This window comes from Paenarthrobacter nitroguajacolicus (assembly GCF_051027655.1).
In the GTDB taxonomy this organism is placed as follows: domain Bacteria; phylum Actinomycetota; class Actinomycetes; order Actinomycetales; family Micrococcaceae; genus Arthrobacter; species Arthrobacter nitroguajacolicus.
On record NZ_CP073234.1, the window covers coordinates 2,700,753 to 2,723,708 of the forward strand.

24 protein-coding genes, 2 tRNA genes and 1 riboswitch are annotated in these 22,956 nt (G+C 61.6%); of the genes, 3 read left to right on the forward strand and 23 right to left on the reverse strand.

Features of this window, described 5'->3' with window-relative positions; genetic code table 11:
• Positions 1 to 38 precede the first annotated feature (38 nt).
• The 6 genes from KCX59_RS12810 to KCX59_RS12835 are packed head-to-tail and all read right to left on the reverse strand — an operon-like array spanning position 39 to position 5,145.
• Positions 39 to 746, reverse strand: a complete 708-nt coding sequence (locus KCX59_RS12810; RefSeq protein ID WP_179017858.1) for a hypothetical protein — start codon at positions 744 to 746, stop codon at positions 39 to 41.
• The gene (locus tag KCX59_RS12815; protein WP_179017857.1) at positions 743 to 1,759 is read right to left on the reverse strand and encodes a vWA domain-containing protein; all 1,017 of its coding nucleotides are present in this window, start codon (positions 1,757 to 1,759) and stop codon (positions 743 to 745) included. The genes KCX59_RS12810 and KCX59_RS12815 overlap by 4 nt, the downstream gene beginning before the upstream one ends.
• The gene (locus KCX59_RS12820) at positions 1,741 to 2,748 is read right to left on the reverse strand and encodes a vWA domain-containing protein (RefSeq protein WP_179017856.1); all 1,008 of its coding nucleotides are present in this window, start codon (positions 2,746 to 2,748) and stop codon (positions 1,741 to 1,743) included. The genes KCX59_RS12815 and KCX59_RS12820 overlap by 19 nt, the downstream gene beginning before the upstream one ends.
• A complete protein-coding gene (locus KCX59_RS12825) occupies positions 2,739 to 3,215 on the reverse strand; it encodes a hypothetical protein (RefSeq protein WP_178994981.1) in 477 nt (158 codons plus the stop codon). The genes KCX59_RS12820 and KCX59_RS12825 overlap by 10 nt, the downstream gene beginning before the upstream one ends.
• Positions 3,205 to 4,134, reverse strand: a complete 930-nt coding sequence (locus KCX59_RS12830; protein ID WP_179017855.1) for a DUF58 domain-containing protein — start codon at positions 4,132 to 4,134, stop codon at positions 3,205 to 3,207. Before KCX59_RS12830 ends, KCX59_RS12825 begins: the two co-directional genes overlap by 11 nt.
• Positions 4,135 to 4,146: 12 nt before the next feature.
• On the reverse strand, positions 4,147 to 5,145 hold the full coding sequence (locus KCX59_RS12835) for an AAA family ATPase (RefSeq protein WP_218649372.1): 999 nt from the start codon (positions 5,143 to 5,145) through the stop codon (positions 4,147 to 4,149).
• A gap of 128 nt (positions 5,146 to 5,273) precedes the next feature.
• On the opposite strand from KCX59_RS12835, the gene KCX59_RS12840 reads away from it, so the two are divergent.
• Positions 5,274 to 5,477, forward strand: a complete 204-nt coding sequence (locus KCX59_RS12840) for a hypothetical protein (protein WP_243836799.1) — start codon at positions 5,274 to 5,276, stop codon at positions 5,475 to 5,477.
• 7 nt (positions 5,478 to 5,484) lie between these two features.
• Here the strand turns inward: KCX59_RS12840 and KCX59_RS12845 are convergent, their stop codons facing one another.
• The 5 genes from KCX59_RS12845 to KCX59_RS12865 form a co-directional block, all read right to left on the reverse strand.
• On the reverse strand, positions 5,485 to 6,303 hold the full coding sequence (locus KCX59_RS12845) for a carbohydrate ABC transporter permease (protein WP_178994976.1): 819 nt from the start codon (positions 6,301 to 6,303) through the stop codon (positions 5,485 to 5,487).
• Positions 6,300 to 7,169 carry a carbohydrate ABC transporter permease gene (locus tag KCX59_RS12850; RefSeq protein WP_179017853.1) on the reverse strand — a complete coding sequence of 290 codons (870 nt, stop codon included), beginning with the start codon at positions 7,167 to 7,169 and terminating at the stop codon, positions 6,300 to 6,302. Before KCX59_RS12850 ends, KCX59_RS12845 begins: the two co-directional genes overlap by 4 nt.
• The gene (locus KCX59_RS12855; RefSeq protein WP_179017852.1) at positions 7,166 to 8,530 is read right to left on the reverse strand and encodes an extracellular solute-binding protein; all 1,365 of its coding nucleotides are present in this window, start codon (positions 8,528 to 8,530) and stop codon (positions 7,166 to 7,168) included. The genes KCX59_RS12850 and KCX59_RS12855 overlap by 4 nt, the downstream gene beginning before the upstream one ends.
• Positions 8,531 to 8,667: 137 nt before the next feature.
• Positions 8,668 to 9,918 carry an ROK family transcriptional regulator gene (locus tag KCX59_RS12860; protein ID WP_178994972.1) on the reverse strand — a complete coding sequence of 417 codons (1,251 nt, stop codon included), beginning with the start codon at positions 9,916 to 9,918 and terminating at the stop codon, positions 8,668 to 8,670.
• A 171-nt stretch (positions 9,919 to 10,089) separates the two neighbouring features.
• Positions 10,090 to 11,343 carry a class I SAM-dependent methyltransferase gene (locus tag KCX59_RS12865; RefSeq protein ID WP_179017851.1) on the reverse strand — a complete coding sequence of 418 codons (1,254 nt, stop codon included), beginning with the start codon at positions 11,341 to 11,343 and terminating at the stop codon, positions 10,090 to 10,092.
• A gap of 73 nt (positions 11,344 to 11,416) precedes the next feature.
• On the opposite strand from KCX59_RS12865, the gene KCX59_RS12870 reads away from it, so the two are divergent.
• On the forward strand, positions 11,417 to 11,794 hold the full coding sequence (locus KCX59_RS12870; RefSeq protein WP_178994968.1) for a cupin domain-containing protein: 378 nt from the start codon (positions 11,417 to 11,419) through the stop codon (positions 11,792 to 11,794).
• 66 nt (positions 11,795 to 11,860) lie between these two features.
• Here KCX59_RS12870 and KCX59_RS12875 read toward each other — a convergent pair.
• A tRNA-Ala gene (locus KCX59_RS12875) sits at positions 11,861 to 11,933 on the reverse strand.
• Between the two features lie 379 nt (positions 11,934 to 12,312).
• Between KCX59_RS12875 and KCX59_RS12880 the strand changes: the two genes are divergently transcribed.
• Positions 12,313 to 12,903 (forward strand): ScbR family autoregulator-binding transcription factor, encoded by a 591-nt coding sequence (locus tag KCX59_RS12880; RefSeq protein ID WP_178994966.1) that lies wholly within the window; start codon positions 12,313 to 12,315, stop codon positions 12,901 to 12,903.
• Between the two features lie 85 nt (positions 12,904 to 12,988).
• On the opposite strand, the gene KCX59_RS12885 is transcribed toward KCX59_RS12880, so the two are convergent.
• The 11 genes from KCX59_RS12885 to thiD form a co-directional block, all read right to left on the reverse strand.
• Positions 12,989 to 13,064 (reverse strand) — tRNA-Ala (locus KCX59_RS12885).
• 117 nt (positions 13,065 to 13,181) lie between these two features.
• Positions 13,182 to 13,586, reverse strand: a complete 405-nt coding sequence (gene rsfS / locus KCX59_RS12890) for a ribosome silencing factor (protein WP_054808905.1) — start codon at positions 13,584 to 13,586, stop codon at positions 13,182 to 13,184.
• Between the two features lie 58 nt (positions 13,587 to 13,644).
• Positions 13,645 to 14,889, reverse strand: coding sequence for a hypothetical protein (locus KCX59_RS12895; RefSeq protein ID WP_179017850.1), 1,245 nt, complete (start codon positions 14,887 to 14,889; stop codon positions 13,645 to 13,647).
• Between the two features lie 7 nt (positions 14,890 to 14,896).
• Positions 14,897 to 15,517 (reverse strand): nicotinate-nucleotide adenylyltransferase, encoded by a 621-nt coding sequence (nadD, locus tag KCX59_RS12900; RefSeq protein ID WP_011775039.1) that lies wholly within the window; start codon positions 15,515 to 15,517, stop codon positions 14,897 to 14,899.
• A gap of 55 nt (positions 15,518 to 15,572) precedes the next feature.
• Positions 15,573 to 15,812, reverse strand: a complete 240-nt coding sequence (locus KCX59_RS12905; protein WP_011775040.1) for a hypothetical protein — start codon at positions 15,810 to 15,812, stop codon at positions 15,573 to 15,575.
• Positions 15,813 to 15,894: 82 nt separating this feature from the next.
• Entirely contained in the window at positions 15,895 to 17,256 is a 1,362-nt protein-coding gene (locus KCX59_RS12910) for a glutamate-5-semialdehyde dehydrogenase (protein WP_178994962.1), read from the reverse strand.
• Positions 17,253 to 18,434, reverse strand: a complete 1,182-nt coding sequence (gene proB / locus KCX59_RS12915; RefSeq protein ID WP_179017849.1) for a glutamate 5-kinase — start codon at positions 18,432 to 18,434, stop codon at positions 17,253 to 17,255. The genes KCX59_RS12910 and proB overlap by 4 nt, the downstream gene beginning before the upstream one ends.
• Positions 18,424 to 20,010 carry a GTPase ObgE gene (gene obgE, locus KCX59_RS12920; RefSeq protein WP_179017848.1) on the reverse strand — a complete coding sequence of 529 codons (1,587 nt, stop codon included), beginning with the start codon at positions 20,008 to 20,010 and terminating at the stop codon, positions 18,424 to 18,426. Before obgE ends, proB begins: the two co-directional genes overlap by 11 nt.
• 154 nt (positions 20,011 to 20,164) lie before the next feature.
• Positions 20,165 to 20,428 carry a 50S ribosomal protein L27 gene (gene rpmA / locus KCX59_RS12925; RefSeq protein ID WP_003803426.1) on the reverse strand — a complete coding sequence of 88 codons (264 nt, stop codon included), beginning with the start codon at positions 20,426 to 20,428 and terminating at the stop codon, positions 20,165 to 20,167.
• A 62-nt stretch (positions 20,429 to 20,490) separates the two neighbouring features.
• Complete coding sequence (gene rplU, locus KCX59_RS12930; RefSeq protein ID WP_024816904.1) at positions 20,491 to 20,799, reverse strand: 50S ribosomal protein L21; 309 nt, start codon at positions 20,797 to 20,799, stop codon at positions 20,491 to 20,493.
• 375 nt (positions 20,800 to 21,174) lie between these two features.
• On the reverse strand, positions 21,175 to 22,725 hold the full coding sequence (gene thiD / locus KCX59_RS12935) for a bifunctional hydroxymethylpyrimidine kinase/phosphomethylpyrimidine kinase (RefSeq protein WP_179017847.1): 1,551 nt from the start codon (positions 22,723 to 22,725) through the stop codon (positions 21,175 to 21,177).
• Positions 22,716 to 22,814: riboswitch (TPP riboswitch) on the reverse strand. It overlaps the preceding gene by 10 nt.
• Positions 22,815 to 22,956 lie beyond the last annotated feature (142 nt).

A 22,956-nucleotide genomic window follows, 5' to 3' on the forward strand; every position in this document is an offset into this window, starting at 1 on the left:
GTTGCGCGGGACGCGATCACAGCAGATGCTTCGTCAAGTCACCATGGCCTATCCATACCCGGGGCTTTGTCCGGTCCTCGCAGGTACTCGCCACGTTCCTGACCTTCCGAACGCTCCCGCTGGGCCTGTTGCGCGTTCTCTTCAAGCTGCTGAAGCTGTTCTTGTTTCGGTGGCGACGGCGTTTCCTGGTTGGGCGGGGATGCACCGTCGTTCCGCGACTCGCCCTCGGTGATTTTGCCGGCCAGCCGGTCCTGGGCCGCATCCAGGCTGTCACCCTCTCCGGCGGCGTTTGCCGGACCTTCCGCGTGGCACTGCGGCGGTGCGCTTTTTGCTGCCCCCATGGCTTCCCTGAACAGTTGGGCGGCGGCATCCCGATCCCCGGCGGCGTCCCCCAGCTTCTCAATGCTGAGGACCAGATTGACGCGCACTTTGCACTCATCGACGCCGGAGCCGGCTTTGAGGGCTGACTCAAAGTCCTTCCGCGCAGCTGTGAAGTCGCCCGCCAAAACGTGGGCATCCCCGGAGGCGAAATGTGCCTTGTGCGGCTCAAGGATGTTGGCTATCTGCAGCCAAGACGCCGCGCTGGCGACACCCTGCTGCTCCCCGGAATCGAAGGACTGCCCGGCAGAGACACCCAACACCCCAACACTCAGAAGCTTCGCCGCAACTGCGAGCGCAACGAGCGCAGGTGGCGCTGACCAGAGCGCGAGGCTGCTTCGCCGCCGTCGTGCTTTGTCGCCGGTCATGGGGTGGGCTCCTTCCGCATGGTGGGCCGAAGCGTTCGAAGTGCGGTGAAGTGCCGCAAGGGCTCGTGGATTGCCAGAAGGAAAGCGGCCAGGGCGAGCAGCCAGTAGAGTTCTACGCGCCCCGGGCCGTCGTGTGTCATGGCGGTCGTGGCGCCAGGGTCGGTTTGGCCCAACATGTCCGATGTTGGCTCGGCGCCTGTTCTGTGGGCGTAGGGGACGTGGAGTTGCTCTGCGATGGTTCGCAACTGCGTTTCGTCAATTCGTGAGACGGCATCCTGTGGGGTGTTGGAGGTTTTGTCCTTCACGTATCCAGCGTCAGGGTCCGCGGTTTCCTTCATCGGGCCGCCCTCGCCCGTGCCGTACCCCAGTACCGCTCCCCCGGCCACATGGGTGGCATCCATGGGAGCCGGGGCCTCGGCACTGGTGTTCTCACCGTCGCCGGCGTAGAAGACCAGTGCCGGGCGACCTGGATGTTGCTGTTTAGCGGCTGCGAGCCTTTCTTTCAGGAGTCGTGCCGCACCCGTGACGCTGCTCCCCTTGGCGTATCTGCTGTTTTGGGGTTGCAAGGTGGTCACGGCGGTTTGGAGGGCTGTTGCGTCCTGTGTGAGCGGCATGCGGACGGTTGCTTTGTTATCGAAGGTGATGAGGGAGAACTTGGCTCCCGCGAGTTCCTTTGCGATGGCCATGACGTCCTGTTTGACCCCTGAAAGCCGGGTGCCGGTTCCGTTGTAGTCTTCGGCTGCCATGCTGGTGCTGGTGTCTAGGACGAAGTAGACGTCGAGGTCAGCGGTGGCGGTTTGGGCTTGGCCACCTGCCCAACCGGGACGCAAAGCGGCGAGCAGAAGAAGTACGACGGCGGCGCTCCGCAGGGCTGCGGGCCTCCAGGTTCGAGGCGGCTGGCTTCGAACACGCCTCATGTAGGTCCAGGCAGTGAAGCCCAGCACGGCGACGAATGCCAAGGCCAGTAGGGGCCACGGAATGATGGGGGCGAAGGTCATGGCTCCAGCCGCCATCCGAGCAGCAGCATTCCCGAGCCGGCAAGCAAGGCGATACCCAGAGGCCAAGCGGGTGTATCGGCGACCACTGCCTGCGGTGCCGCGAGGTAGCTTGTGGCCTCGGTTTCCTGCACTTTTTGGACAATGCCCGGCACGGCGGTGGGGCTGTCCAAGGTGAAGTAGGAGCCGCCGGTCCTTTCTGCTGCTGCCCTGAGCTGGGCACCGGGCTGCTCGGGTTGCTCGCCGTAGTCCATGTCGCCGGGGTTCAGGGCGTACACCTTCACGTTTTTCCCGGCGGCCAGGGCTGCGGCCTCGTCCAAGGTAAAGATCGGTTCCCCGGAGAGGAAGTTGTCCGTGGCCAGCACCACGGACCGTGAGCGCTGGTTGTCTCCTGGCTGGTTGTCCCCTCGCTCGGTATCCACTGCGGCGGTGTCGGGGAAGCTCTGTATGCAGGATGCCAGTCCGTCACCAATGAGCGAGGAGCCTTCCCCGTTCCAGGTGCCGTCGAAGAAGGACCCGGTGCCGCTGTCCAAGGCTTCCTTCGCTTGCGTGAGTTGTTCGGCGGCGAACTGGTAGTCGTCGGTGAGCGGGAAGAGTTGCACACTGCTGCTGTCGAAGATGACCATGCCGATTCTTTCGCCGTCGAACTCCTTGGCGAGGTCTTCGAATACCGCAGCGATGGCGGCATCCGTGCTGGTCATGGACCCAGAGACGTCCAAGCACAGCACGATGTCCCTGTTCCTGACTTCCGGCTGCTCTGTTGTGCGTTGGATGGGCCTTGCGGCTGCCGTGGCGGTCGCAGCGAGGAACACTGCGCCCAACACCACCGCGAGCGCCAAGCGGGTGCGGTGCCGGCGTAGGGCCCTTTGGTATTCGGGGAGGTCAGTGAGCCGCCCACCGTGCGCGATTGGCTTGGTTTTTTGCGGACGACGGCGGCGGTACAGCCACGCTGTGACTGTCACGGCTGCTGCGGCCATGGGAAGAATCCACCAGTAGCTTAGTTCCATGCCAGGACCACCTGACGCGCGGTCTCCGCGGATTGCCTGACCGTATGGACGGGTAGCGGCGCGAACTCGTTGGGATAGATGCCGGCCACAACTGCCGCAAGTTCCTTGAGGTCGTGGCGGTGGAGATCCTCGAGGGTCATGGAGGTCACTGGCAGGCTGGTGGCCGCTCCGGCGAACTCCCGCACGAGGAAGCTGAGCCGCTGGTGCGCGTCGCGCTCGGGTAGGCGGCCGGCGTCGGCGTCTGAAGCTGTGGCGTTGATTGCTGCCAGGCAGGCGGCCCGAAGTGTCTCAAGATCCGGCACCACCGTCACCTGACGTGCTGGATCTTCGTGGACCGCCACCATTTTGCGGGCGGGCCGGAAGATCCATGCGTACCAAGCCCCGATGATGAGCACCAGAACGAGCCCAAGCCACAACCATTGTGGCTGATACTGCAGGGGCGAATAGAAGCCGGCTTCATCCTGCACGAGTGCCACCCCGGGCAAAGGTTCTTGTGGTGAAAGTTCCGGAGCGGTGCTTTTCCAGAAGTGAGAAGACTGCGGTCAGGACGTTCTCATTGCCGGTTGTGTGTTCCTCGGCGATTCCCAGCCTGTGAAACACGTCCCGCCGCCCCTGGTCGCGTTTAAGCATTGCCGCAGCGTAGGCGGCACGTACTTTGCCATCCCCGGCCACGGACCGGGGAATTCCACGTCCCGTGCCCACGTCCGTGCTGTCTTGCATGCGGCTCCCTGTCTCAGCAGCGAGCTCGGCGTCCCGGACGGTCAGCCACAGGACTTCGTGCCGGCCGCGCAACCTGCGCATCAGGCTCTCTGTGCGGGCATCCGGCAGGAATTCGTCCGCAATGACGACAATCAGCAGGCGCCCCTTCAGGTACCTCAGCACATAATCCAGCTGCGCTGCGATGCCACTGGCTGGGCCGTCCAGGGAAGCACTCGCATCCACTTCACGGAGCAGCCGCTCCAAATGCTCCTCGCCACTGCGGGGCGGGAGGTACTTGGACGCAACGGCGTTCCCGTGAAGGAGACCCACGTCGTCACCGTGCCGGGAAGCAAGGTACCCCAGGACCCCGGCCGCATGAACGGCGATGTCCTTCTTGGACTCCCCCGAGAACGCCTGTGCCGCCATGTTCCTTCCGGTATCCACCAGTAACAGGACCGCGTGGCGGCGCACTGCGACATAGCGCTTGACCAGGGGTGATCCGTGCCGTGCCGTGGCTTTCCAATCGATGTCACGGACCTCGTCGCCGGGGACATACGCCCGGAGTTCGTCGAAGTCCAGGCTGCGTCCTTTGAAGACCGAACCGTATTCGCCGTCAAGGAGGGTCAGTGTCCTACGGTGGGCGAAGATGAACATCTTCGACTTGACGCGTCGGAGGAGGCTGGGCACGTGCAGGCCCCGCTACGGCGTCTGGACGGACGCCAGCACGGCATCGATCACGGTTTCCACGGAAATTTCCTCAACCACGGCATCGAATCCGAGAATGATCCGGTGACGAAGGATCCGATGTGCGAGGTTTTTGACGTCCTCAGGTATGACGTGGTCACGCCCCTTGAGCAGTGCCATGGCGCGGGCTGCCTGGCTGAAGGCGATGCTCGCCCGCGGGCTGGCACCGAATTCCACGACGCTGGCCAGCCTGGGCTCCAGATACTGTGAAGCGTTGCGGGTGACGTAGGCGAGTCCCACGATGTAGCGGACGATCGCCGGATCAATGTAGACCCGCCGTACCAATTCCTGGACCTGGACTACGGCGTCAAGGGAGGCGGCCGCCGGAGGCTTCTGATCCGCGTTGAACACGCCGGCGTCAATCCGCCGGATGACTTCCGCTTCCTCCGCAGGACTTGGATAATCCAGTACGTCCTTGAGCATGAACCGGTCCATCTGCGCTTCGGGAAGACGATACGTCCCTTCTTGCTCGATGGGGTTCTGCGTAGCGAGCACGAGGAAGGGTTGCGGCAAAGGGTAGGACTCGCCGCCGATGGACGTCTGCCGTTCCTGCATCGCTTCCAGCATGGCGCTCTGGGTCTTGGCACTGGATCGGTTGATCTCGTCCAGCAGGACGATGTTGGCGTGGACCGGGCCCAATTGGGTGACAAACGTGCCTTTGACGGCGTCGAAAATCTGCGTACCGGCGATGTCGCTGGGCAGCAGGTCCGGCGTGCACTGGATCCGGCGGAACTCTGCGCTTACCGACTCCGCGATTGCTTGGGCCGCGGTGGTCTTGGCCAGGCCGGGCACACTTTCCAACAGGACGTGGCCACCGGTCAACAGGCCGATAACCAACGTCTCGCGCAGCCGTACCTGGCCCACCACCTTGTTTTCGAAGCTTCGTACGATGCTCCCGACGAGTTGCTGGGCACGGGCCATGTCCGGCGCATCGATTCCGGCCATGGCTGTCATCTGTTGCACTCGTGGTCCCCTTGCTTGCTGGCGTTGATGTGAAACGGCCACTTCATCCAAGCCTTCCTGGAGCAGCGCCGCAATGGGGACCCCTCCCCATGTGGTCTTCCTGGGTCTATTCTTTTGCCATGCATCCGCTACCAGCCGCCTATCAGAAGTACCTCGCCTCCCAGGACCAGCACGTCATCGACGCCGTACGGCCGGTTCTCCTCCAGTCTGCAGCAGACCAACGCCACGGCGTCCGCATCACCTTCAACAGGGGCCCAACCGGTCACCAAGCCCATCTGGACGATTCCATACCTTACGGGGAGATCATCGAGGACATCGACTGACACCGAACTAACCCTTCATAGCGCCAGACAGGGCAAACGAATTTCCCATGCCACGCGATACCAGCGCATAGAGCACCAGCACAGGGACCGAATACAAGATGGAGAACGCGGCCAACTGGCCGTAAGCGATAGCGCCGTGCTGGCCAAAGAAGCTGAAGATGGAAACGGCGGCTGGTTGCTTGCCTGTGGACAGCAGCAGGATGAAGGGGACGAAGAAGTTCCCCCACGCCTGGATGAAAACAAAAATAAACACCACTCCCAGTCCCTGCCTCATCAGAGGCAGGACGATGCTCCGCAGGGCCGCCATCGTGGAGGCCCCATCCACCCACGCCGCTTCCTCCAACTCAAGAGGAACGGAATCCATGAAGTTCTTGGTCATCCAGATCGCCATGGGCAACGTGGTAGTTGCCATGAAGAAGATGGTGGCAGCCATGGAATCCAAAAACTGAAGCTGAACAAACAAGCCATAGACAGGCACCATGATGGCCGTCACGGGCAACGACGTTCCAAACAGGACCGTGTACATGAAGGGCTTGTTGAACCGTGATTGATACCTGGACAACGGGTAGGCGGCAAGCACAGCTGCAAGCACATTCACCACAGCCGTGCCCGCTGACAACAGAAAGCTGTTTGCCAAGGGTTGAAACAACAGCTCGGAAGTCATCACCGCACGGAAGTTCTCGGTGGAAGGCGCCAAGGGGACCTTGGTCTGGTACCCGGCTTGAGGGTCGACGGCGGCCAGCAGCAACCAGAGCAACGGCGCGACAAAACAAATCCCGATGACCGCCAGGGCGATGTCCGCGCCCAACTTGGCCTTGGTGGTCATGGCCGTTGCTCCCGTAGCAACCGCACGTACACGCCACCGAAAATCATCCCCAACAGAATCAGCACCGATGCCACGGCTGTGCCGTAACCAATGTCACCGAACTTGAACGCTTCCTGGTAAGCCAACACCGGCAAGGTGGTGCTGGCATTGGCGGGGCCTCCGGCAGTCATCACCCAGATGAGGGTGAACACAGCCAACGTCTGAAGCGTGATCAGCATCAGGTTGGTGGCGATACTGCTCCGGATGAGCGGCAGCGTGATGAAGGCGAGCCGCTGCCAGCCTCGTGCCCCATCCATGAGCGCCGCCTCTGCGATATCCCTGGGAACGTCAGCAAGCGCTGCCCGGTAAACCAGCATGGAGAAGGCAGTTCCACGCCAGGTGTTCGCCAAGACGATCGCCACCAGGGGAAACGAGTACAGCCAATCCGGGCCCACACCACCGAAGGCTCCCACTATCTGGTTGAGCGTTCCCTCACGGTTGAAGTAGGCGTAGGCGGCAAACGCAGCCACGATCTCCGGAAGCACCCAGGCCGCCACCACAGCGGTCCCCACCCAGGATGCCATTGCCCTGCGCGAACGCGTCATCAACAGGGCAATCAGCAAGCCCAACACATTCTGTCCCAACACCGCCGATGCGGCGACGAACACTACTGTGAGCCACGCGGCCAAAGGGAAAGAGTCGTCGCTGAACATCCGGACGTAGTTGTCCGCACCCACCCACTGCGGGTCTTTGGCCGCCCGCCCTGACAACGCGGCGTCCGTGAACGAGGCGTAGAAGGACCACGCCACAGGAGCCAGCAGGAACAACAGGAGCAGGAGAACGGATGGGACGACGGGGAGCAGCCGCAGGAAGCGGCGCATTCTCATTTCTCCAGAACCTTGTCCTCACCTACCAGCTTGCGCACGGTGGCATCGTATTCAGCCGCGGCGTCCTCAGGACTCTGCTTACCCGTGATAACGGACTCAGTAGCTACTTGGACAGCCGTGGAGATCCGCGGGTAATCGGCAGTCGCCGGCCGGTAATGCGTTACCTTCACCAAGTCTGAAACGTCCTTCACGAACGGGTTGGCTGCCAGATACTCAGGCTCCGATGCAACATCCGTGCGGACAGCAATCTGGGAGTTGTTGATGTCATAGGCCAGGGCGTTCTTCTTGTTCAGCGCTGTGCTGAGGAACTGGAAGGCCAGTTCAGGGTTCTTACTCTTCGCCCCCACAGCCAGGGTCCAACCACCGGACATGCTCACGCCACCGGGGTCCTGTCCCTTCTGGGTGGGGAACATTGCTACGCCCATCTCCTGCTCATAGCCGGCCCACTCATACGCGCCGCCTTTCTGCCAGAACGACGGCGTGTAGGAACCTTCCACAGTTGCCCCGAGTTTGCCCTGCGGGAACCACTCGCCAAAGACCTTCTTCCAGACGTTCGCATCCAGGGCTTCGGCAGGGCTCACGGCGAGCTTCTCGTCGTACAGGGTTTTCAAGAACGCCAACGAGTCGGTGAACCCTTGGGAGCCCACCACCCACTTCTTTTCGTTCTCGTCATACAGGCTGCTGTCTGTGCCATAGAGCAGTTCATAGAAGCCCTGCATGACCGTTCCCTCTCCGGTCCCCTTGCCTGCATACATGTTGAACGGGATCACATTGGGATCCGCAGCTTTCATGGCGCGCGCGGCGGTCAGGATCTCGTCCCACGTTTTCGGCTGCCAGGGTACGGAAATTCCCGCCTTCTGCAGGACGGACTTGTTATACCAAATGGCCCGCGTGTCAGTGCCCAACGGCACCGCATAAATGCCGCCGTCATCCGCGCGGCCGGCTGCCTTGGCAGCTTCGTTGAACGCCCCCCAGTCGTCCCACTTCTCAAGGTAACTGTCCAGCTTGAGGAGGTAACCGGCGTCGACGTCGGACCGCACCTTGAAGGTGTCCTCATAGAAAACATCCGGCGCCGTATCAGCGGAACGCTGAGCCAGGGCGAGCTTAGTCCCATAGTCGTCGTCATTGGCCTGGATGGGCTGAAGGTCCACGGTCACACCGGAGTTGGAGGCTTCGAATTCCTTCTTGGCGTCCTGCATGACAGTGTCCAAGGCCGTGAACGAGTCCGTTTTCTGATAGACGATCTTGAGCGTTTTGCTCTCAGCAGCCTCAGGTGTGGGCGAACAAGACGTCGCTGCCGTAAGAACGGCAGCGACGGAGACAACGGCAGCGAACTTAACTGCGGCAGATTTCACCGACATTTTAGTCATTGCCTTGTTTTTCACAGGGCGGCGCATGATGCTCCATTCAGTCGAACGTGGCTACAGCCCCCATACTTCACCGTGACACCCATGCGACGTGGCCGAGCCTTGTGGATATTCAGTTGTCCTGCTTTGAACTAGCCTTCCAGCAGGAGCCTTTGCGCGCGCGGAGCCAGCATGTGCTCCAGAACCAGGCAGGCGGCACCAATGGCGCCAACGTCTTCACCTACACCGGTTCCCACGACTTCCAGGTCATGGATCATGCGGGCTGCGTTGTTCTTGTCCAGCAAATCCGGAACGCGTTCCAGGAAGTAAGGGGACATCCGCGCCCAGAACGGACCACCAAAGACGACGCGCTCCACGTCCAGTGTGTTGGTCACGATGGAAACGGCGCGTGCCACCAGTGTGGCGGACTTGTCCAGGATGGCAATGGCTTTGGCGTCACCAGCATCTGCTTTGTCGCACAACGCGGCATAGCGTTCCTGGACTTCAGGGCCGTCAGCCCCCTCCCGGTGCCCTTCAAGCAAACCGGCGGCTTCGGCCTCGGCCACCAGCACCTGCGGAATGCAGGAAGACTTGACGCAGCCGTGCAATCCACAATCACACTGCGGACCGTTGGGGTCCACCACGATGTGGCCGATTTCACCGGCATTGCCGGAAGTGCCGCGCACTACTTCGTCATTGAGCACAATGCCGCAGCCGATACCGGTTCCCATGTACATGAACACGAAGCTGCCGGCCCCACTCGCGCCACCGGCCCAGGTTTCCGCCACCGCGGCACTTGTCACATCCTTGTCCACCAAAGTTTCCATGCCGGTGGCTTCGGCCAAAGCCTCGCGGATGCGCACGCGGTTCCATCGCGTCAGGAGGGGCGGCTCCACCACGGAGCCCTCGTCGAGGTCGATCGGGCCCGGAACCGCAACACCGAGCCCGGCGATCTTGGAAGCATCGACGCCTGACTCTTCGATAAGGACATTGATCTGTTCGGCGATGCTGGTAATCACGTCGGCAGGGTCACCACCGGGGGTTGCCATCCGCGAATGCCTTACGACGTCGCCCAGCAAGTCGAGGACGACAAAGGTGATGACGGCCGGGTCCAGATGAACGCCCACCGCGTACATACCCGCCGGGTTCAGGCGCAGGATGGTCCTCGGCTTGCCGGGGCCCGAGCCTTCCTTGCCGGCCTCCACTATCAGCTGCTGGTCCAGGAGGCGCCGGGAGATATTCGAAATCGTCTGTGGGGAAAGGCCCACGATCTGAGCCAGCTCAACACGGCTGAGACCGCCCGATGACCGCCGGATCGCCTCCAGAATCACGGTCAGGTTGAAGTCCCCCATGCGGGGAAGGTTGGTTCCGCGCCTCGGTGTCGGCTGCCGGATCTCAGTCACTGATGCCCCTCGTCATTGGGATGAACTTCGTCGAAGATGGTCTTTGTCTGAATCGTACGATACCGCCGCCGCTTCGGATACGAGCACACGCTGACGCAGGTGTCAGGGCTTGGTAACGATGCCGCTGCATTCCATGCCACCGTCTTTCCGGCGGGCCCTTGATGGCCAGGCTCAGGACTTCCGGCTTCGGGTCACAGTGAACTTCGGATTCCGGCCTTCCTCCACCGTTGGCCCGATGTTCCGTTCCAGGGCGGCCCGGTACTGCAAGTGGCTGTTATAAACGGTCCACAACTCTCCCCCCGGGGCAAGAACACGGGCGGCCGCGTGAAACATCTTGAGCGCAGCGCCGGCATGCACGCTGGCACCCAGATGGAACGGCGGGTTCAGCAAGATGAGGTCAACACTGCCAGGCTCAAGGGTGGACATGGCGTCATCGTGGATCACTGCCACCCGCTCCCCCAACCCGTTTGCAGCGGCCGTCGCCCTGGCTGAAGCAACGGCTGCAGCTGACTGGTCGGTGGCTACGACGCGGGCATCCGGGTGGCGAAGCGCATACATTGTGGCGAGAATACCGGTCCCGCAGCCCAGATCCACGACCTGCTTCGATGCCGGCATACGATCCAGGAACGTCAGAAGGTAGCGCGTGCCTATGTCCAGACGGGCGCCGGAGAAAGCAGCACCATGCGCGCACACCGTGATTCCCAACTCCGGCAGCGACTCCACCACAGGAAAGGGACGCTTTCCGGGCGTCGCTTTGGGGTCCCGTGCCACCAGGACCCGGGATTTCTGCCGGGCAAGTTGCGGCTGGACTGATGAGAAGTAGCGTTCCAGGACCTCGTTCATGCCGAGTGACATGTGCTTCACGCGACCCCCGGCCAGCAGGACCGCATCCGGCGCCGCAAACCGCGCTACGGCGTCGGCGATTTCCTCCAACTCAGCCAGAGACTTAGGCAACTGCAGAAGCACAACGCCTGCACCGGCCAGCAAGTCCCGGTTCAGTTCGTATTCGGTGAAACGTCCCTCCAAGCCAGCAACCACGGCATTGCGTTTCAGCGCAAGCCTTCCAGTGAAAAGGTCCTGGCTGACGCGTACGTGCCCGACGCCGAGCCCAGCCAAGGTGCCCAATGTCAGCGCACCATAGCGGTCGCCGATGACAACCACCTTCGCGTCGGGCCCCAGCAGATCCGCCGCCGTGTCCAACAGGAGCCTGTCTGTGGCATCGAAGGCCTGCAGGTTGTCCGCTTCGACGTCGGGAAGCCTGCTCAACGTACCCAAGAGCGCTTCAACATCCATTGCCGTCACGGTGTGGTTCTCGCTTTCATGCTTAACTGTCTCGACTTTAGGGCGGCTTGGGAGGAACCTAGTGCTTGCACCACGCAAACACCTGTCATGCCTTCGGCTGGAGACCACCAAGGCGGCAGGCACAGGTCACGGCGACCCTTGGAGCCAGGCACCGGGATCCACTCATCATTGGGCTCCCCTTTCCCTGCGAGAAGCCATGAGTGTCAATGTTGTCACGAACCTTGAAGTAAAGTCCCACAACTCTCCCGACGAAACGCGACGCCCCGATAAGACGGTCCTGGACCTCGTCACCGTGGGAGATTACACAATCGGCCGTATGACCTTTGAACCAGGCTGGACCTGGGCCGACTGCATCAAGCCAGTGGTTGGCACCGACTCCTGCGAATTGAGCCACGTCGGGTTCTGCCTTTCCGGCAACTTGGAGGTAGAAACCAATGACGGCGGCAAGATCAGCATTTCAGCCGGTGACTCCTACTCCATCCCACCGGGTCACAACGCCCATGTGGTGGGCGACCAACCCTTCCAAGGCGTCGAGTTCGTCAGCGGCGCCGAATTCGCGCGTCCTGCGGAGTAGCCTCCAGGGACCGGGAGGTCAATAACAGAAAGACCCCGCTCAGTGAGCGGGGTCTTTCTTCCGAAGTGGAGCTGAGGGGACTCGAACCCCTGACCCCCTGCATGCCATGCAGGTGCGCTACCAGCTGCGCCACAGCCCCGGAGTTTTGTTGACCGCAAACGGTTCAATTTCTCTTCCCGTCGAAGCAACTCGTCAATACTAACCACAATCCCACGAGAAGCGAAATCGCCGGAACATGAGCTGCATCACGCCGCCCTTGCGGTCCGACGAACGGCGATCCGCAGCCGAGGTGCACTGGATTAATCCACCGCACCTCCCCCCAAACCGGCCGCGAAGGAGCCATCCGCCAAAACTGCCCGGCTCCACTTGAAGTCTAGATTTTCTTCGGAACAAAACCAAACCGTTCAGTCGGTTTATGTTTCCGGTGAGGCCGTGGTCGGCCGGTGGTAGCGTTGTGGAGTCTCGACGGCGGCCCGCTCCTCCGTCTCCTGCCTGACCTGAGAGGCTACCCACCACCCATGCAGCAACGTGCGAAAGACACCCGGCTTTCCGTCATCGAAGGCGCTGCCCGGGTCTTCGCGGAAATCGGCTACGGTAATGCCAGCCTGACCGACATCACCAAGCGTGCAGGCGTGACGAAGGGTGCGCTTTACTTCCACTTCACGTCAAAGCGGGACCTGGCTTTAGCTGTCATCGAGGAGCAGCACGCCATCGTCTTGGCCGCGGGGTCTGAAATCGTCGCCTCAGGCGCACCCGCCCTGGACAGGCTCATAGGACTCTGCAGGATGTTCGGCCAACAGCTGCTGGATGAGCCGGTTGTTCAAGGAGGCATTCGGCTCACGTTTGAAGCCTCCGCTTTCGATGCCGACGTCTCAGGTCCCTACCAGGACTGGATCAGCACGGCAGAGCAACTGCTGCGGCAAGCTGCAGAGGATGGCGCCGTACGTCCCGAGCTGGACGCTGCAGCGTTCGCCCGGTACTTGGTTGCGTCGTTCACCGGCGTTCAGATGGTCTCTGAAGTACTGACCTCGCGTGAAGACGTGCTGCCAAGGATCGAACAGATGTGGGAGTTCATGCTGCCGGCGTTACGCCCGGCACAGGCCAAATAGCCACGAGTTCTGCAAGCGACTGCCTCCGGGTACGAAAAAAGGCCCTGTCTTCTCCATGCAATTCATGAAGAAGACAGGACCTTGGTGGTGGAGCTGAGGGGACTCGAACCCCTGACCCCCTGCATGCCATGCAGGTGCGCTACCAGCTGCGCCACAGCCCCATATTCTTGCTGCTTCGCAACTGGTTTTTTGGACCATCCGCGCCGAAGCAACTCAAATATCTTAGAACAGCATTTCCGAAAATTCCAAATCGGACATATCTCTGCTGACCGCTGTTCCTAGTGTTCGGAATCTTCCGCCGAAACAGCCTTCGCGGAAGCGTCGTCGCCCAATTCGAGGTCCACTACAGGGCAGTCCTTCCAGAGGCGTTCCAAGGCATAGAAGACACGATCTTCAGCGTGCTGGACATGGATCACGATGTCCGCATAATCCAAGAGAACCCAACGGCCCTCAGAGCGGCCCTCGCGGCGCACCGGACGAAGATCCTGCTTCATCAGTTCTTCCTCGATGCCGTCAACAATGGCGTTGACCTGGCGTTCGGTGGGAGCGGACGCAATCAGGAAGACGTCGGTGAGCGCCAAACGCTCACTGACGTCCAGGGCGACAATGTCCTCGGCAAGCTTGTCTGCCGCGGCACGCGCAGCGTGACGGGCGAGGGTAATGGATTGTTCATGTGCAGACACGGGTACTCCTTGTTGTGGCCAGTGGCCTATGTTTGGCGTGAGCCGTTGTTCAGCGGAATTAGCCGCTGGTGATCATGATGATGCCGACGATGAGTGCCACGATGCCCAACCCCAGGACGCCGAATTGCAGCAACCTGTTCCGGTGCGCCCGGGCCAAACCGGCGGTGTTGGCATCCAAGGGGTCAAGACCATACGCGGCGCTGGCCGAAACCGGTGGGCGCTGGGTTTCTTGGCTGGGCTCCGCGGCGGCGACAGGACGTTTCCCGACCGACTTCGCAACTGCTTCTGCGCGGGCAAGAACGCCGGCACGGCCGCGTGCTGCCGGCTTTTTTCCCTGGGCTTGTTCTGCGTCGAGCTTTGGCCCCGCAGAAGTGATCAGCGGTACAAAGGTGGTGCTCGGGCGCTTCATGACGGGGCGTTCGATCCCCGGCATCTTAACGAACTCCAAGGGAGTCACCATCGCCAGGTTGTTAGCCGTGGAAGGACCCACCGTAGCGGCCGGCGACTTGCCGTCAACCCCGGAACCCGACGCATTCTTGGCGGGTTCCGACGTGTTTTTGGCGGATTCTCCCTGCGTCTTCTCGGCAAGCTTCTGCTTAGCGGCGGCGCGCTTGTTCAGGACGGCAGCACGCTCGGCAAGGGCGATCTGCTGGGCCAGGACCTCAGGATCTACAGCCAATGGGTCCTGCTCGGCAATGTGTTCCAGCTTGGACGTCTGGTTTTCCACCTGCGCGGCGATCAGCTGCCGAACCGCAAGCGCCTGCTCCACAGACATTTCGGACTCAGCAGGAGCCTTGCCGCTTCCCGCGCCACCCGTTGTGGGCTTGGGAGCGCCTTGAGTCTTCTCGTTGGGAGCTTTGCTGGCAGGCTGCGGCTTGGAAGAATCCGGTTTGGAAGACTTGGTACCCTCCGACTGACCCGTGTCCTTTGCCGCTGGGGCGGGAACAATGGGATTCATTGAGGTAGCAACTTCGGCCTGAAGTTGCTGGAGGCGCAACTGGCGACGAGTAGGCGGTCCCCCACCGGAGAGCTGCTCCTCTTTGTCCGCCAGCTCCTTGATGGTGCGCAAAGCGGCACGATCCCGGGCACGGATCTGCGATGACCGTTCCTGGGCTGCCGGTCCCACTGCATCCACAGGGACGTCGGCGGCACGACGATTGCGGCCGTTCGGGCGATCGGCTTGAGGAAGGTTTTCCACGTCCGCAGGCGCGGACGTATCCACTTGCTGAGCCTCGGGGTTTTCCTCCCGGGCACGTCGAAGCTCGCGCCTGCTACGGATGGGTCGCTGGTCCTGGCTGCTCATTCAAAACTCATTCAGTACGTGCTTGGTCGTCTGATCCGGACAGGGCTGGTGTCAGATCCGCTGCGTTCGCCGGCGCCGCATACAGTCCATATTTTGCGATGTACTGCACAACTCCATCAGGCACGAGGTACCAGACAGGGTTTCCGGCCCCAACGCGGGTCCGGCAATCCGTGGAGGAGATGGCCATGGCGGGGACTTCCAACAGGCTGACGTCGTCCCTGCCCATGTCGTGCAGTTCATGGCCGGGCCGGGTCACGCCGACGAAATGGGCCAAGGACCACAATTCGTCAACGTCCTTCCACGAAAGGATCTGCGCCAAGGCATCTGCACCCGTGATGAAGAACAGGTCAGCGTCAGGACGCTCTGCACGGAGATCGCGGAGGGTGTCGATGGTGAACGTCGGCCCCGGCCGATCAACATCCACCCGGCTTACTGTGAACCTTGGATTGGAGGCCGTGGCGATGACGGTCATCAGGTAACGGTGTTCAGGCCTGCTGACCAGCTTGTGTGACTTCTGCCAAGGCTGGCCCGTGGGCACGAAAACCACTTCGTCAAGGCCGAACTTGGCTGCGACTTCGCTGGCAGCAACAAGGTGGCCGTGATGAATGGGATCAAATGTTCCACCCATCACGCCCAGCCGGAGCCTGCGCCCCGCCTCCCCACGCGGTGTTGCGGCGATAATGTTAGTGGCCTTGGCCGTGGGTGTGCTTGTTCGGGTGCTGGCGGTGCGGATCGGAGTGCTCTTCAACTGCCTCGTGACGGTTGCCAAGGTTGGTGTAGGAGAGGGTAACGAACAGGAGAACCAGCATGAGGGCGAACATCACTACGCCGAAAACCCACGGCTCGGCCCACAGCGGAGCGAGTTCCTCGTGGCCGCCTTCAGTTTGGGCGGCAATGGACGTGGCGATCTGCTGAAACAGCATCTTCTCCCCTATTGGTTCTCAAAGGATTTTCGACGGCGGGACTCCCCGCCGTTCCGGACTTCTGTTCTATGTTACCGCGTTGCTAGGCGCGGATCTGGCCCTCGCCCTGGACGATCCACTTGGTGGTGGTCAGCTCCGTGAGGCCCATGGGACCCCGGGCGTGCAACTTCTGGGTGGAAATACCCACTTCGGCTCCGAGGCCAAGCTCCCCTCCGTCAGTGAACCGGGTGGAGGCATTGACGATCACGGCAGCAGAATCAATGTCCGCAATGAACTTCTCAGCGTTGGCCAGGTTGTTGGTGAGGATCGCTTCCGTGTGACCGGTGGTCCAGGTGCGGATGTGGTTGACCGCTTCATCCAGGCTGTCCACCATGGCAACCGCGAGATCAAGGTCCATGTATTCGGTGGCCCAATCGTCATCGTCGGCGGGAACGGTTTCAACGTCCTTGCCCAAGGCAGAAGCGATCCGCTCATCAACGTGGAGTGTGACGCCGGCTGAACGCAGTGCTTTGGCAACTGCAGGCAGCACAGTGGCACCCGAGTGCACCAGCAGGGTTTCAACTGTGTTGCAGACGCTGGGGCGTTGCGTTTTGGCGTTGAGGAGGATTTCCACGGCCATCTCTTCATTCGCGGACTCGTCAATGAAGATATGGACATTGCCTTCGCCGGTTTCGATGACGGGTACAGCGGAGTTAGTCACAACAGTCTGGATGAGATCCCGTCCACCGCGGGGAATCAGGACATCCACCCGGCCGCGGGCGCGCATCAGTACGTTGGCTCCTTCGCGACCGTACTGGTCCACAGTCTGCACGGCATCCGCGGGCAGGCCGACGGAATCCAGCGCTTCGCGGAGGATCTGAACCAGTGCCTCGTTGGTGTTCGCAGCGGCGGAACCTCCCCTGAGGATTACTGCGTTCCCGCTCTTCAATGCCAGGCCTGCGATATCCACCGTAACGTTCGGACGGGCCTCATAAATGGCGGCGACAACACCCATGGGGACGTTCACTTGGCGCAAGCGCAGTCCATTGGGCAGTGTTTGTCCACGGACCACGTTTCCCACGGGATCGGGCAAGCCAGCCAGGTTCTCCAAGGCAGCGACCAAACCGTCGATGCGGGCAGCAGTCAGGGTCAAACGGTCCAGCAAAGCCGCTGACGTACCGTTGGCACGGCCCAGGGCTACATCCTTGGCGTTGGCCTCCAGCACGCGCTTCCGGTTCTCCACCAAGGCAGTTCCGATGGCACGCAACGCGCGGTCCTTCCATGCACGGTTGGCCTGTCCCATGCGGCGTGCAGCTTTACGGGAACGGTCCGCGATGGCGTGAACAGCTGTCTGGACATCTTCCGGTGACAACTGGACGCCTGCCGCAGGGTTCTCCGGCGTCTGGCCGGTGGTACCGGATACGTCGGAGATCACAGGGGCGTCAGGGGTCAGCGCTTCAGTCATGCTCCAAGTTTAGATGAGCGCGACGCCCTCAGGAGCACCAGATCGTCAACATGAACAACTTCGCGGTCATAGCCGCGACCCATGGCCTGTCCGAGCTCCTGCGTTGTACGGCCCAACATGCGCGGGAGTTCCTCCGAAGAGTAGTTCACCAGGCCGCGTGCCACCACGGTTCCGTCATGGGCAACCATCTCAACGGGATCTCCTGCTTCGAAATCACCGCTGATGTCCGAAATGCCTGCGGGAAGGAGTGACCTGTGCCGGTCGCGCACGGCCTTCACGGCGCCGTCGTCGAGTATTAAACGGCCGTGAACGGTGGCCAGGTGTGCCAGCCAGAGGAGTCGGACCGGCTTGCGATTGCCGTTAACGGCAAACCACGTTCCAACGTCCTCGCCAGCCAAAGCCGCCGCAGCATTGGCCGTGGACGTGACCAGGGCATGTATACCCGAACCGGCAGCGATGGACGCTGCTTCCACCTTGGTCATCATGCCGCCGGTTCCGACGCCGGCTTTGCCCGCCTTGCCTATGGTCACGTCCTCGAGGTCCTGCGGACCACGGACCAGAGGAATACGCTGGGCGCCCTGGGACGGCGGGCCGTCGTAGAGGGCGTCGACGTCGGACAGCAGCACGAGCGCATCGGCGCGAACCAAGTGGGCCACCAAGGCAGCGAGACGATCGTTGTCACCGAAACGGATTTCATGCGTGGCCACGGTGTCGTTCTCATTAACTACGGGGACGACACCAAGGTTCAACAGCCTGTCCAATGCCCGGAAGGCATTTGTGTGCTGCGTCCGGCGCATCAGGTCATCGGCGGTCAACAGGACCTGGCTGACTGTTACACCGTGGGCGCTGAAAGCCTGGGTATACCGTGCCATCAGGAGTCCCTGCCCCACACTGGCGGCAGCTTGCTGCGTGGCGAGGTCCTTGGGTCGCTTGGCCAGGCCTAAAGGGGCAAGCCCGGCAGCGATGGCACCCGAGGACACAAGGATGATCTCTGTCCCCGCATTGCGCTTTTCAGCCAAGGCATTGACGAGCCCCGTGAGGGACTTTTCGGAGATGCCCCCCTTGATGCTGGTCAGTGAGGACGACCCCACTTTGACAACAATCCGCTTGGCGGTGGCAAGGGCCTGGCGCTCAAGTCCCTCAGTTATGTCCGGAGCGTCGACAGTCTTAGTCGTCATCACCGGAATCCAGGTGGCTTTCCTTCACTGCCTGGGCTCGGCGACCACTGACGGATTCAGTCCAGATGCCAGCCTTGCGTTCAGCTTCAAGCTCAGCCCTCGCGGCAGCCTTGGCTTCGCGGCGCTCGATCTGCTCGTCGCGCTTTTGTGAACGCGTGGGGCGGTCACCGATGTCCGCGACGCGAATGTCGGTACCGCGGGGCGTCGCCAGGAGCTCGGCGCCGGCCATCATGGTGGGCTCCCAATCGAACACCACGCCATCGTCTTCACCGATGACCACGGTGTCGCCGGGCTTGGCGCCAACCTTGAAGAGCTCGGTTTCAACACCGAGCTTGGCGAGGCGGTCGGCGAGGTAGCCAATCGCTTCCTCGTTGGTGAAGTCGGTTTGCTTGACCCAGCGCACGGGCTTTTCGCCCAGGACGCGGAACAGCGGCTCGAGGTTTTTCTCCTCGCGGCGGATCTTGAAGCCGGATTCGTTGACGGCGCGCGGCCTGAGGACGGGAGCAGTCACCTTGGGAGGCGTGGCCTGAACGGCGTCACGGGCTGCCTGGACGATCTCAGCCATGGCAAAGCCGAGCTGACGCAAACCCTCGTGGCTCGTTGCAGATACCTCAAAAACGCGGTAGCCACGGGCTTCGAGGTCAGGACGGACGAACTCGGCCATGTCCTTGCCGTCAGGAAGATCCACCTTGTTGAGGACTACCAGCTTCGGGCGCTCGTTAAGGGGAACCACTTCACCGTCAACACCGGCGTAGCTCATGTCAACTGCATACTTCTCAAGTTCGGCCTCGATGATGGCGAGGTCGGAAAGAGGATCCCGGTCAGATTCAAGGGTTCCGCAATCGAGGACGTGAACCAGTGCAGCACAACGCTCTACGTGACGCAGGAAGTTGTGGCCCAGGCCCTTGCCTTCGCTGGCGCCCTCGATCAGGCCGGGAACGTCGGCGATAGTGAAGCGGACATCGCCGGCCTGCACCACACCGAGGTTGGGAATGAGGGTAGTAAACGGGTAGTCGGCAATCTTGGGCCGGGCAGCAGACATGGCTGCAATGAGGCTCGACTTACCGGCAGAAGGGAAACCAACCAGGGCGATATCTGCGATGGACTTAAGTTCCAGGACGATATCGCTGGATTCACCTTCGATACCAAGCAGGGCAAAGCCCGGAGCCCGACGCTTCTGCGATGAAAGGGACGCGTTGCCGAGGCCGCCCTGGCCGCCGGCAGCTGCAATGTACTCAGTACCCTCGCCAACGAGGTCGGCCAGAACGTCGCCGTCCTTGGTCTTGACCACGGTGCCATCGGGCACGGGAAGAATCAGGGTTTCACCATTCTTGCCGCCACGCCAGTCACCCATGCCGGGGCCACCGTTGGTGGCGTGGCGGTGGGGAGCGTGGTGGTAATCAAGCAGGGTTGTGGTCTGGGCGGATACGCGCAGGATGACATCGCCGCCGTTGCCGCCGTTGCCGCCGTCAGGGCCGCCGAGCGGCTTGAACTTTTCCCGCTTGACAGAGACACAGCCGTGGCCGCCGGTTCCGCCGGATACGTGCAGGACTACCCGGTCTACAAAGCTCGCCACGTGAATCTCCTCAGTTGCTGTCTTACAGCGCTTGTTGCTGTTGCCAGCGTTGTTGCAAAAACCAGTGCGCTAAAGCGCCCTAGTCGATTGTAATGCGGTTAAAAGAACGGTGGAGCGGGCCGTTTGGCCCGCTCCACCGGTTCAGAACTTGTAGTTACTCTGCAGCTGCAGCAGCAACAATGTTCACTACGCGACGGCCGCGGCGAGTACCAAACTCAACCGCACCGGCCTGCAGTGCGAACAGGGTGTCGTCGCCACCGCGACCGACGCCTGCACCGGGGTGGAAGTGGGTTCCACGCTGGCGAACGATGATCTCGCCAGCGGAAACTACCTGACCACCGAAACGCTTGACGCCCAGGTACTGAGCGTTGGAGTCACGACCGTTGCGAGTGGAACTCGCGCCTTTTTTGTGTGCCATGTGAAATGCCTGCCTCTAAATTTCTGGGGAAACTGAAAAACCTGAACAGCGGGTAACGAAAGTTACGCGATGCTGGTGATCTTGATCTTGGTCAGTTCCTGACGGTGACCCTGACGCTTCCGGTAGCCGGTCTTGTTCTTGAACTTCTGGATGACGATCTTCGGACCACGGAGGTCCTCGAGGATCTCAGCCGTGACCTTGACGTTGGCCAGTTCCGCAGCTGCGGAGGTGACCTTCTCGCCGTCAACCAGGAGCAATGCGGGCAGCTCAAGCGTGCTACCGGCTCCACCGGGGACGCGGTTCAGCGTTACGTAGTCTCCAACGGAAACTTTTTCTTGGCGGCCGCCTGCGCGGACAATCGCGTACACCACTTGGGTACTCACTTCTCTCGACGTTTATTACAAAATTTGCGTGCGGAACCTTGAACCGGAATCAGCCCTGGTTCGCGCTGTGCCTCAACGCCGTGGACTTCTAAATCGAAGTCCGCGAGTCATCCCATGAACAATTCCAAGGGGCATAACCCAAGTGTTGGCGTAAGCACCGAAGATCAAGATTACGCTAGTTTGACCTTCAGCTGCAAATGAGGCCGGGTCCGGAGGCTACCTCGTGACTTGCATCACCAGTTGTAACGGACTCTCCCGGCACCGTGCCCATACAGCCTACAGGGTTTGAGCGAGATTAACGCGATCCGGCCAGCGACGCGCGGACGTGTCGCCGCAATTGGCCTCAAGTGCGTGCCCGGAAAGCTACTGAGCGCGCGTGAACGAAGCCTGGGCAAACAGCCTGGGAGCATCGAAAAACGCCGTCTCGTAGCGGCAGGACTGAGTGAAAGCATCCATCATCGCAGTCCGCTCCGTGCCAGAAGCCACGACGGCCGCGACAGCAGTGAAGTTGATCGCTTTCCGTGTTGCCGCCGCGAAATCCTCGTCGGCATAGGTCTTCAACCAGTCCGCATATGCGTGGTCCGCAGGCGCGCCGGCGTCTACGTATGCCGTATGAAGCTGCTGACCCACCTCCGCGTACAACCAATAACAGGGCAGGATCGCCGCCAGTACCACGGCGTAGCTGCCGGCGGCGGATTTTGCCAGTAAATGGTCCACGTAGGACTTGGTAACCGGTCCGGTTGCCGTGGAGGCTTCCCGCGTGCTCAACCAGTTCCTGTGCAACTCCGATTCAACCTCCAGGCACTGCTGTGATGCCTTTGCCCAGAACAGTTGTTCTTCCTCCGTGGGCGCCAAGGCGCCCGCACGTGCCAGGACCCTCGAGTACCCATTGAGATAGATGGCGTCCTGGGCAAGGTAGTAATTGAAGTCACGTTCCGGCAGCTCGCCGGATTGAAGTCCTTGAATAAACGGGAGCTCGTAAATCGCTTCGAGTTCCGGGACGGCTTCGTTCCACATCGCCGCAGCGAAAGTGCCCGGCGTGGATGCCTGCTGGAAGTGGTGGAAGTGGTTCACGGGCCCGTTGCCTTGACCCACGTGCAGGCTGTCAGAGGCCTGCAATGCCCCTAGCAACCACGGCTTGACTTCCCGCAATGAAACTTCCCAGTCACAGGTTCGTGCCTGGACTGTGGCCAAGGCGGAAGACAGGGAGCACCCGGTACCGTGGCTGTTCCGCGTTGCAACCCGGGGACCTGCCACTTCGATCACGTCCTGGGACAGCAGCCCGCTCGTGTTCACCAGCGCATCCGGGCACTCCGATCCTGGCAGGTGGCCACCCTTGACCAGGACCGTGTTTCCGTACTCCGCTGCCAGCCGTTTGCCCTGGTCCAGCGCCGAAGCCCAGTCAGTTGCTTCGGGCTCCCCCAGCAACATGGCCAGTTCAGGAAGGTTCGGCGTAATGAGGTGGGCCAAAGGCAGCAGCGAACGCAATGCCTTCTCAGCAGACTCCCGCAGCAGCCGGTCACCGCTGGTGGCCACCATCACCGGATCAAGGACCACGACGGCGGGACCCACCTCTTCGAGCCAGCCCCGGACCTCGTTGATGACGGCTGCGTCGCCGAGCATTCCGATCTTGACGGCGTCAATGGTGATGTCGGCACTAATGGCTTCCAGTTGCTGACGCAAGAAGTGCGCGGGAGGGACGTGGACGGCACTGACCTCCCTGGTGTTTTGCGCGGTGAGGGCCGTGATGGCAGCCATGCCATACCCGCCGAAAGCGGCGATGCTCTTCAGGTCCGCCTGTATTCCGGCGCCACCTGAAGGGTCCGAGCCGGCAATACTCAGAATGCGCGGGGTTGGGCGGCCCGAAGCCGTAGCGTCGAGGGGGTACACCGATGAATATGATGATGCAGTCATGAGGACATCCCTTCGCCGGTGCTAACCGGACAGGTTCAACGGGTTTGGATCTCAGCCTGGCCCAACGCCCGGCACCCCGTGTCAGTCCCCAAGCGTAGCCGGGAAGCAACGCGCCGCGGGAACCGGGCCACACCGACGCCCGGATGTGACTCTGAACGCAGCCTGTGCGTGGCTTGCAGAGCGGAAGCAAAAGGACCCCGCACTACCCGCCGTTTGGCAGATAGCGCAGGG

What these genes read in the sequence shown, in the direction of transcription:
- KCX59_RS12810 (WP_179017858.1), bottom strand. Translation starts at nt 746, where the DNA reads ATGACCGGCGACAAAGCACGACGGCGGCGAAGCAGCCTCGCGCTCTGG.
- KCX59_RS12815 (WP_179017857.1), bottom strand. Translation starts at nt 1,759, where the DNA reads ATGGCGGCTGGAGCCATGACCTTCGCCCCCATCATTCCGTGGCCCCTA.
- KCX59_RS12820 (WP_179017856.1), bottom strand. Translation starts at nt 2,748, where the DNA reads ATGGAACTAAGCTACTGGTGGATTCTTCCCATGGCCGCAGCAGCCGTG.
- KCX59_RS12835 (WP_218649372.1), bottom strand. Translation starts at nt 5,145, where the DNA reads ATGACAGCCATGGCCGGAATCGATGCGCCGGACATGGCCCGTGCCCAG.
- KCX59_RS12840 (WP_243836799.1), top strand. Translation starts at nt 5,274, where the DNA reads ATGCATCCGCTACCAGCCGCCTATCAGAAGTACCTCGCCTCCCAGGAC.
- KCX59_RS12845 (WP_178994976.1), bottom strand. Translation starts at nt 6,303, where the DNA reads ATGACCACCAAGGCCAAGTTGGGCGCGGACATCGCCCTGGCGGTCATC.
- KCX59_RS12850 (WP_179017853.1), bottom strand. Translation starts at nt 7,169, where the DNA reads ATGAGAATGCGCCGCTTCCTGCGGCTGCTCCCCGTCGTCCCATCCGTT.
- KCX59_RS12855 (WP_179017852.1), bottom strand. Translation starts at nt 8,530, where the DNA reads ATGTCGGTGAAATCTGCCGCAGTTAAGTTCGCTGCCGTTGTCTCCGTC.
- KCX59_RS12870 (WP_178994968.1), top strand. Translation starts at nt 11,417, where the DNA reads ATGAGTGTCAATGTTGTCACGAACCTTGAAGTAAAGTCCCACAACTCT.
- KCX59_RS12880 (WP_178994966.1), top strand. Translation starts at nt 12,313, where the DNA reads ATGCAGCAACGTGCGAAAGACACCCGGCTTTCCGTCATCGAAGGCGCT.
- KCX59_RS12895 (WP_179017850.1), bottom strand. Translation starts at nt 14,889, where the DNA reads ATGAGCAGCCAGGACCAGCGACCCATCCGTAGCAGGCGCGAGCTTCGA.
- nadD (WP_011775039.1), bottom strand. Translation starts at nt 15,517, where the DNA reads ATGGGTGGAACATTTGATCCCATTCATCACGGCCACCTTGTTGCTGCC.
- KCX59_RS12905 (WP_011775040.1), bottom strand. Translation starts at nt 15,812, where the DNA reads ATGCTGTTTCAGCAGATCGCCACGTCCATTGCCGCCCAAACTGAAGGC.
- KCX59_RS12910 (WP_178994962.1), bottom strand. Translation starts at nt 17,256, where the DNA reads ATGACTGAAGCGCTGACCCCTGACGCCCCTGTGATCTCCGACGTATCC.
- proB (WP_179017849.1), bottom strand. Translation starts at nt 18,434, where the DNA reads ATGACGACTAAGACTGTCGACGCTCCGGACATAACTGAGGGACTTGAG.
- rpmA (WP_003803426.1), bottom strand. Translation starts at nt 20,428, where the DNA reads ATGGCACACAAAAAAGGCGCGAGTTCCACTCGCAACGGTCGTGACTCC.
- thiD (WP_179017847.1), bottom strand. Translation starts at nt 22,725, where the DNA reads ATGACTGCATCATCATATTCATCGGTGTACCCCCTCGACGCTACGGCT.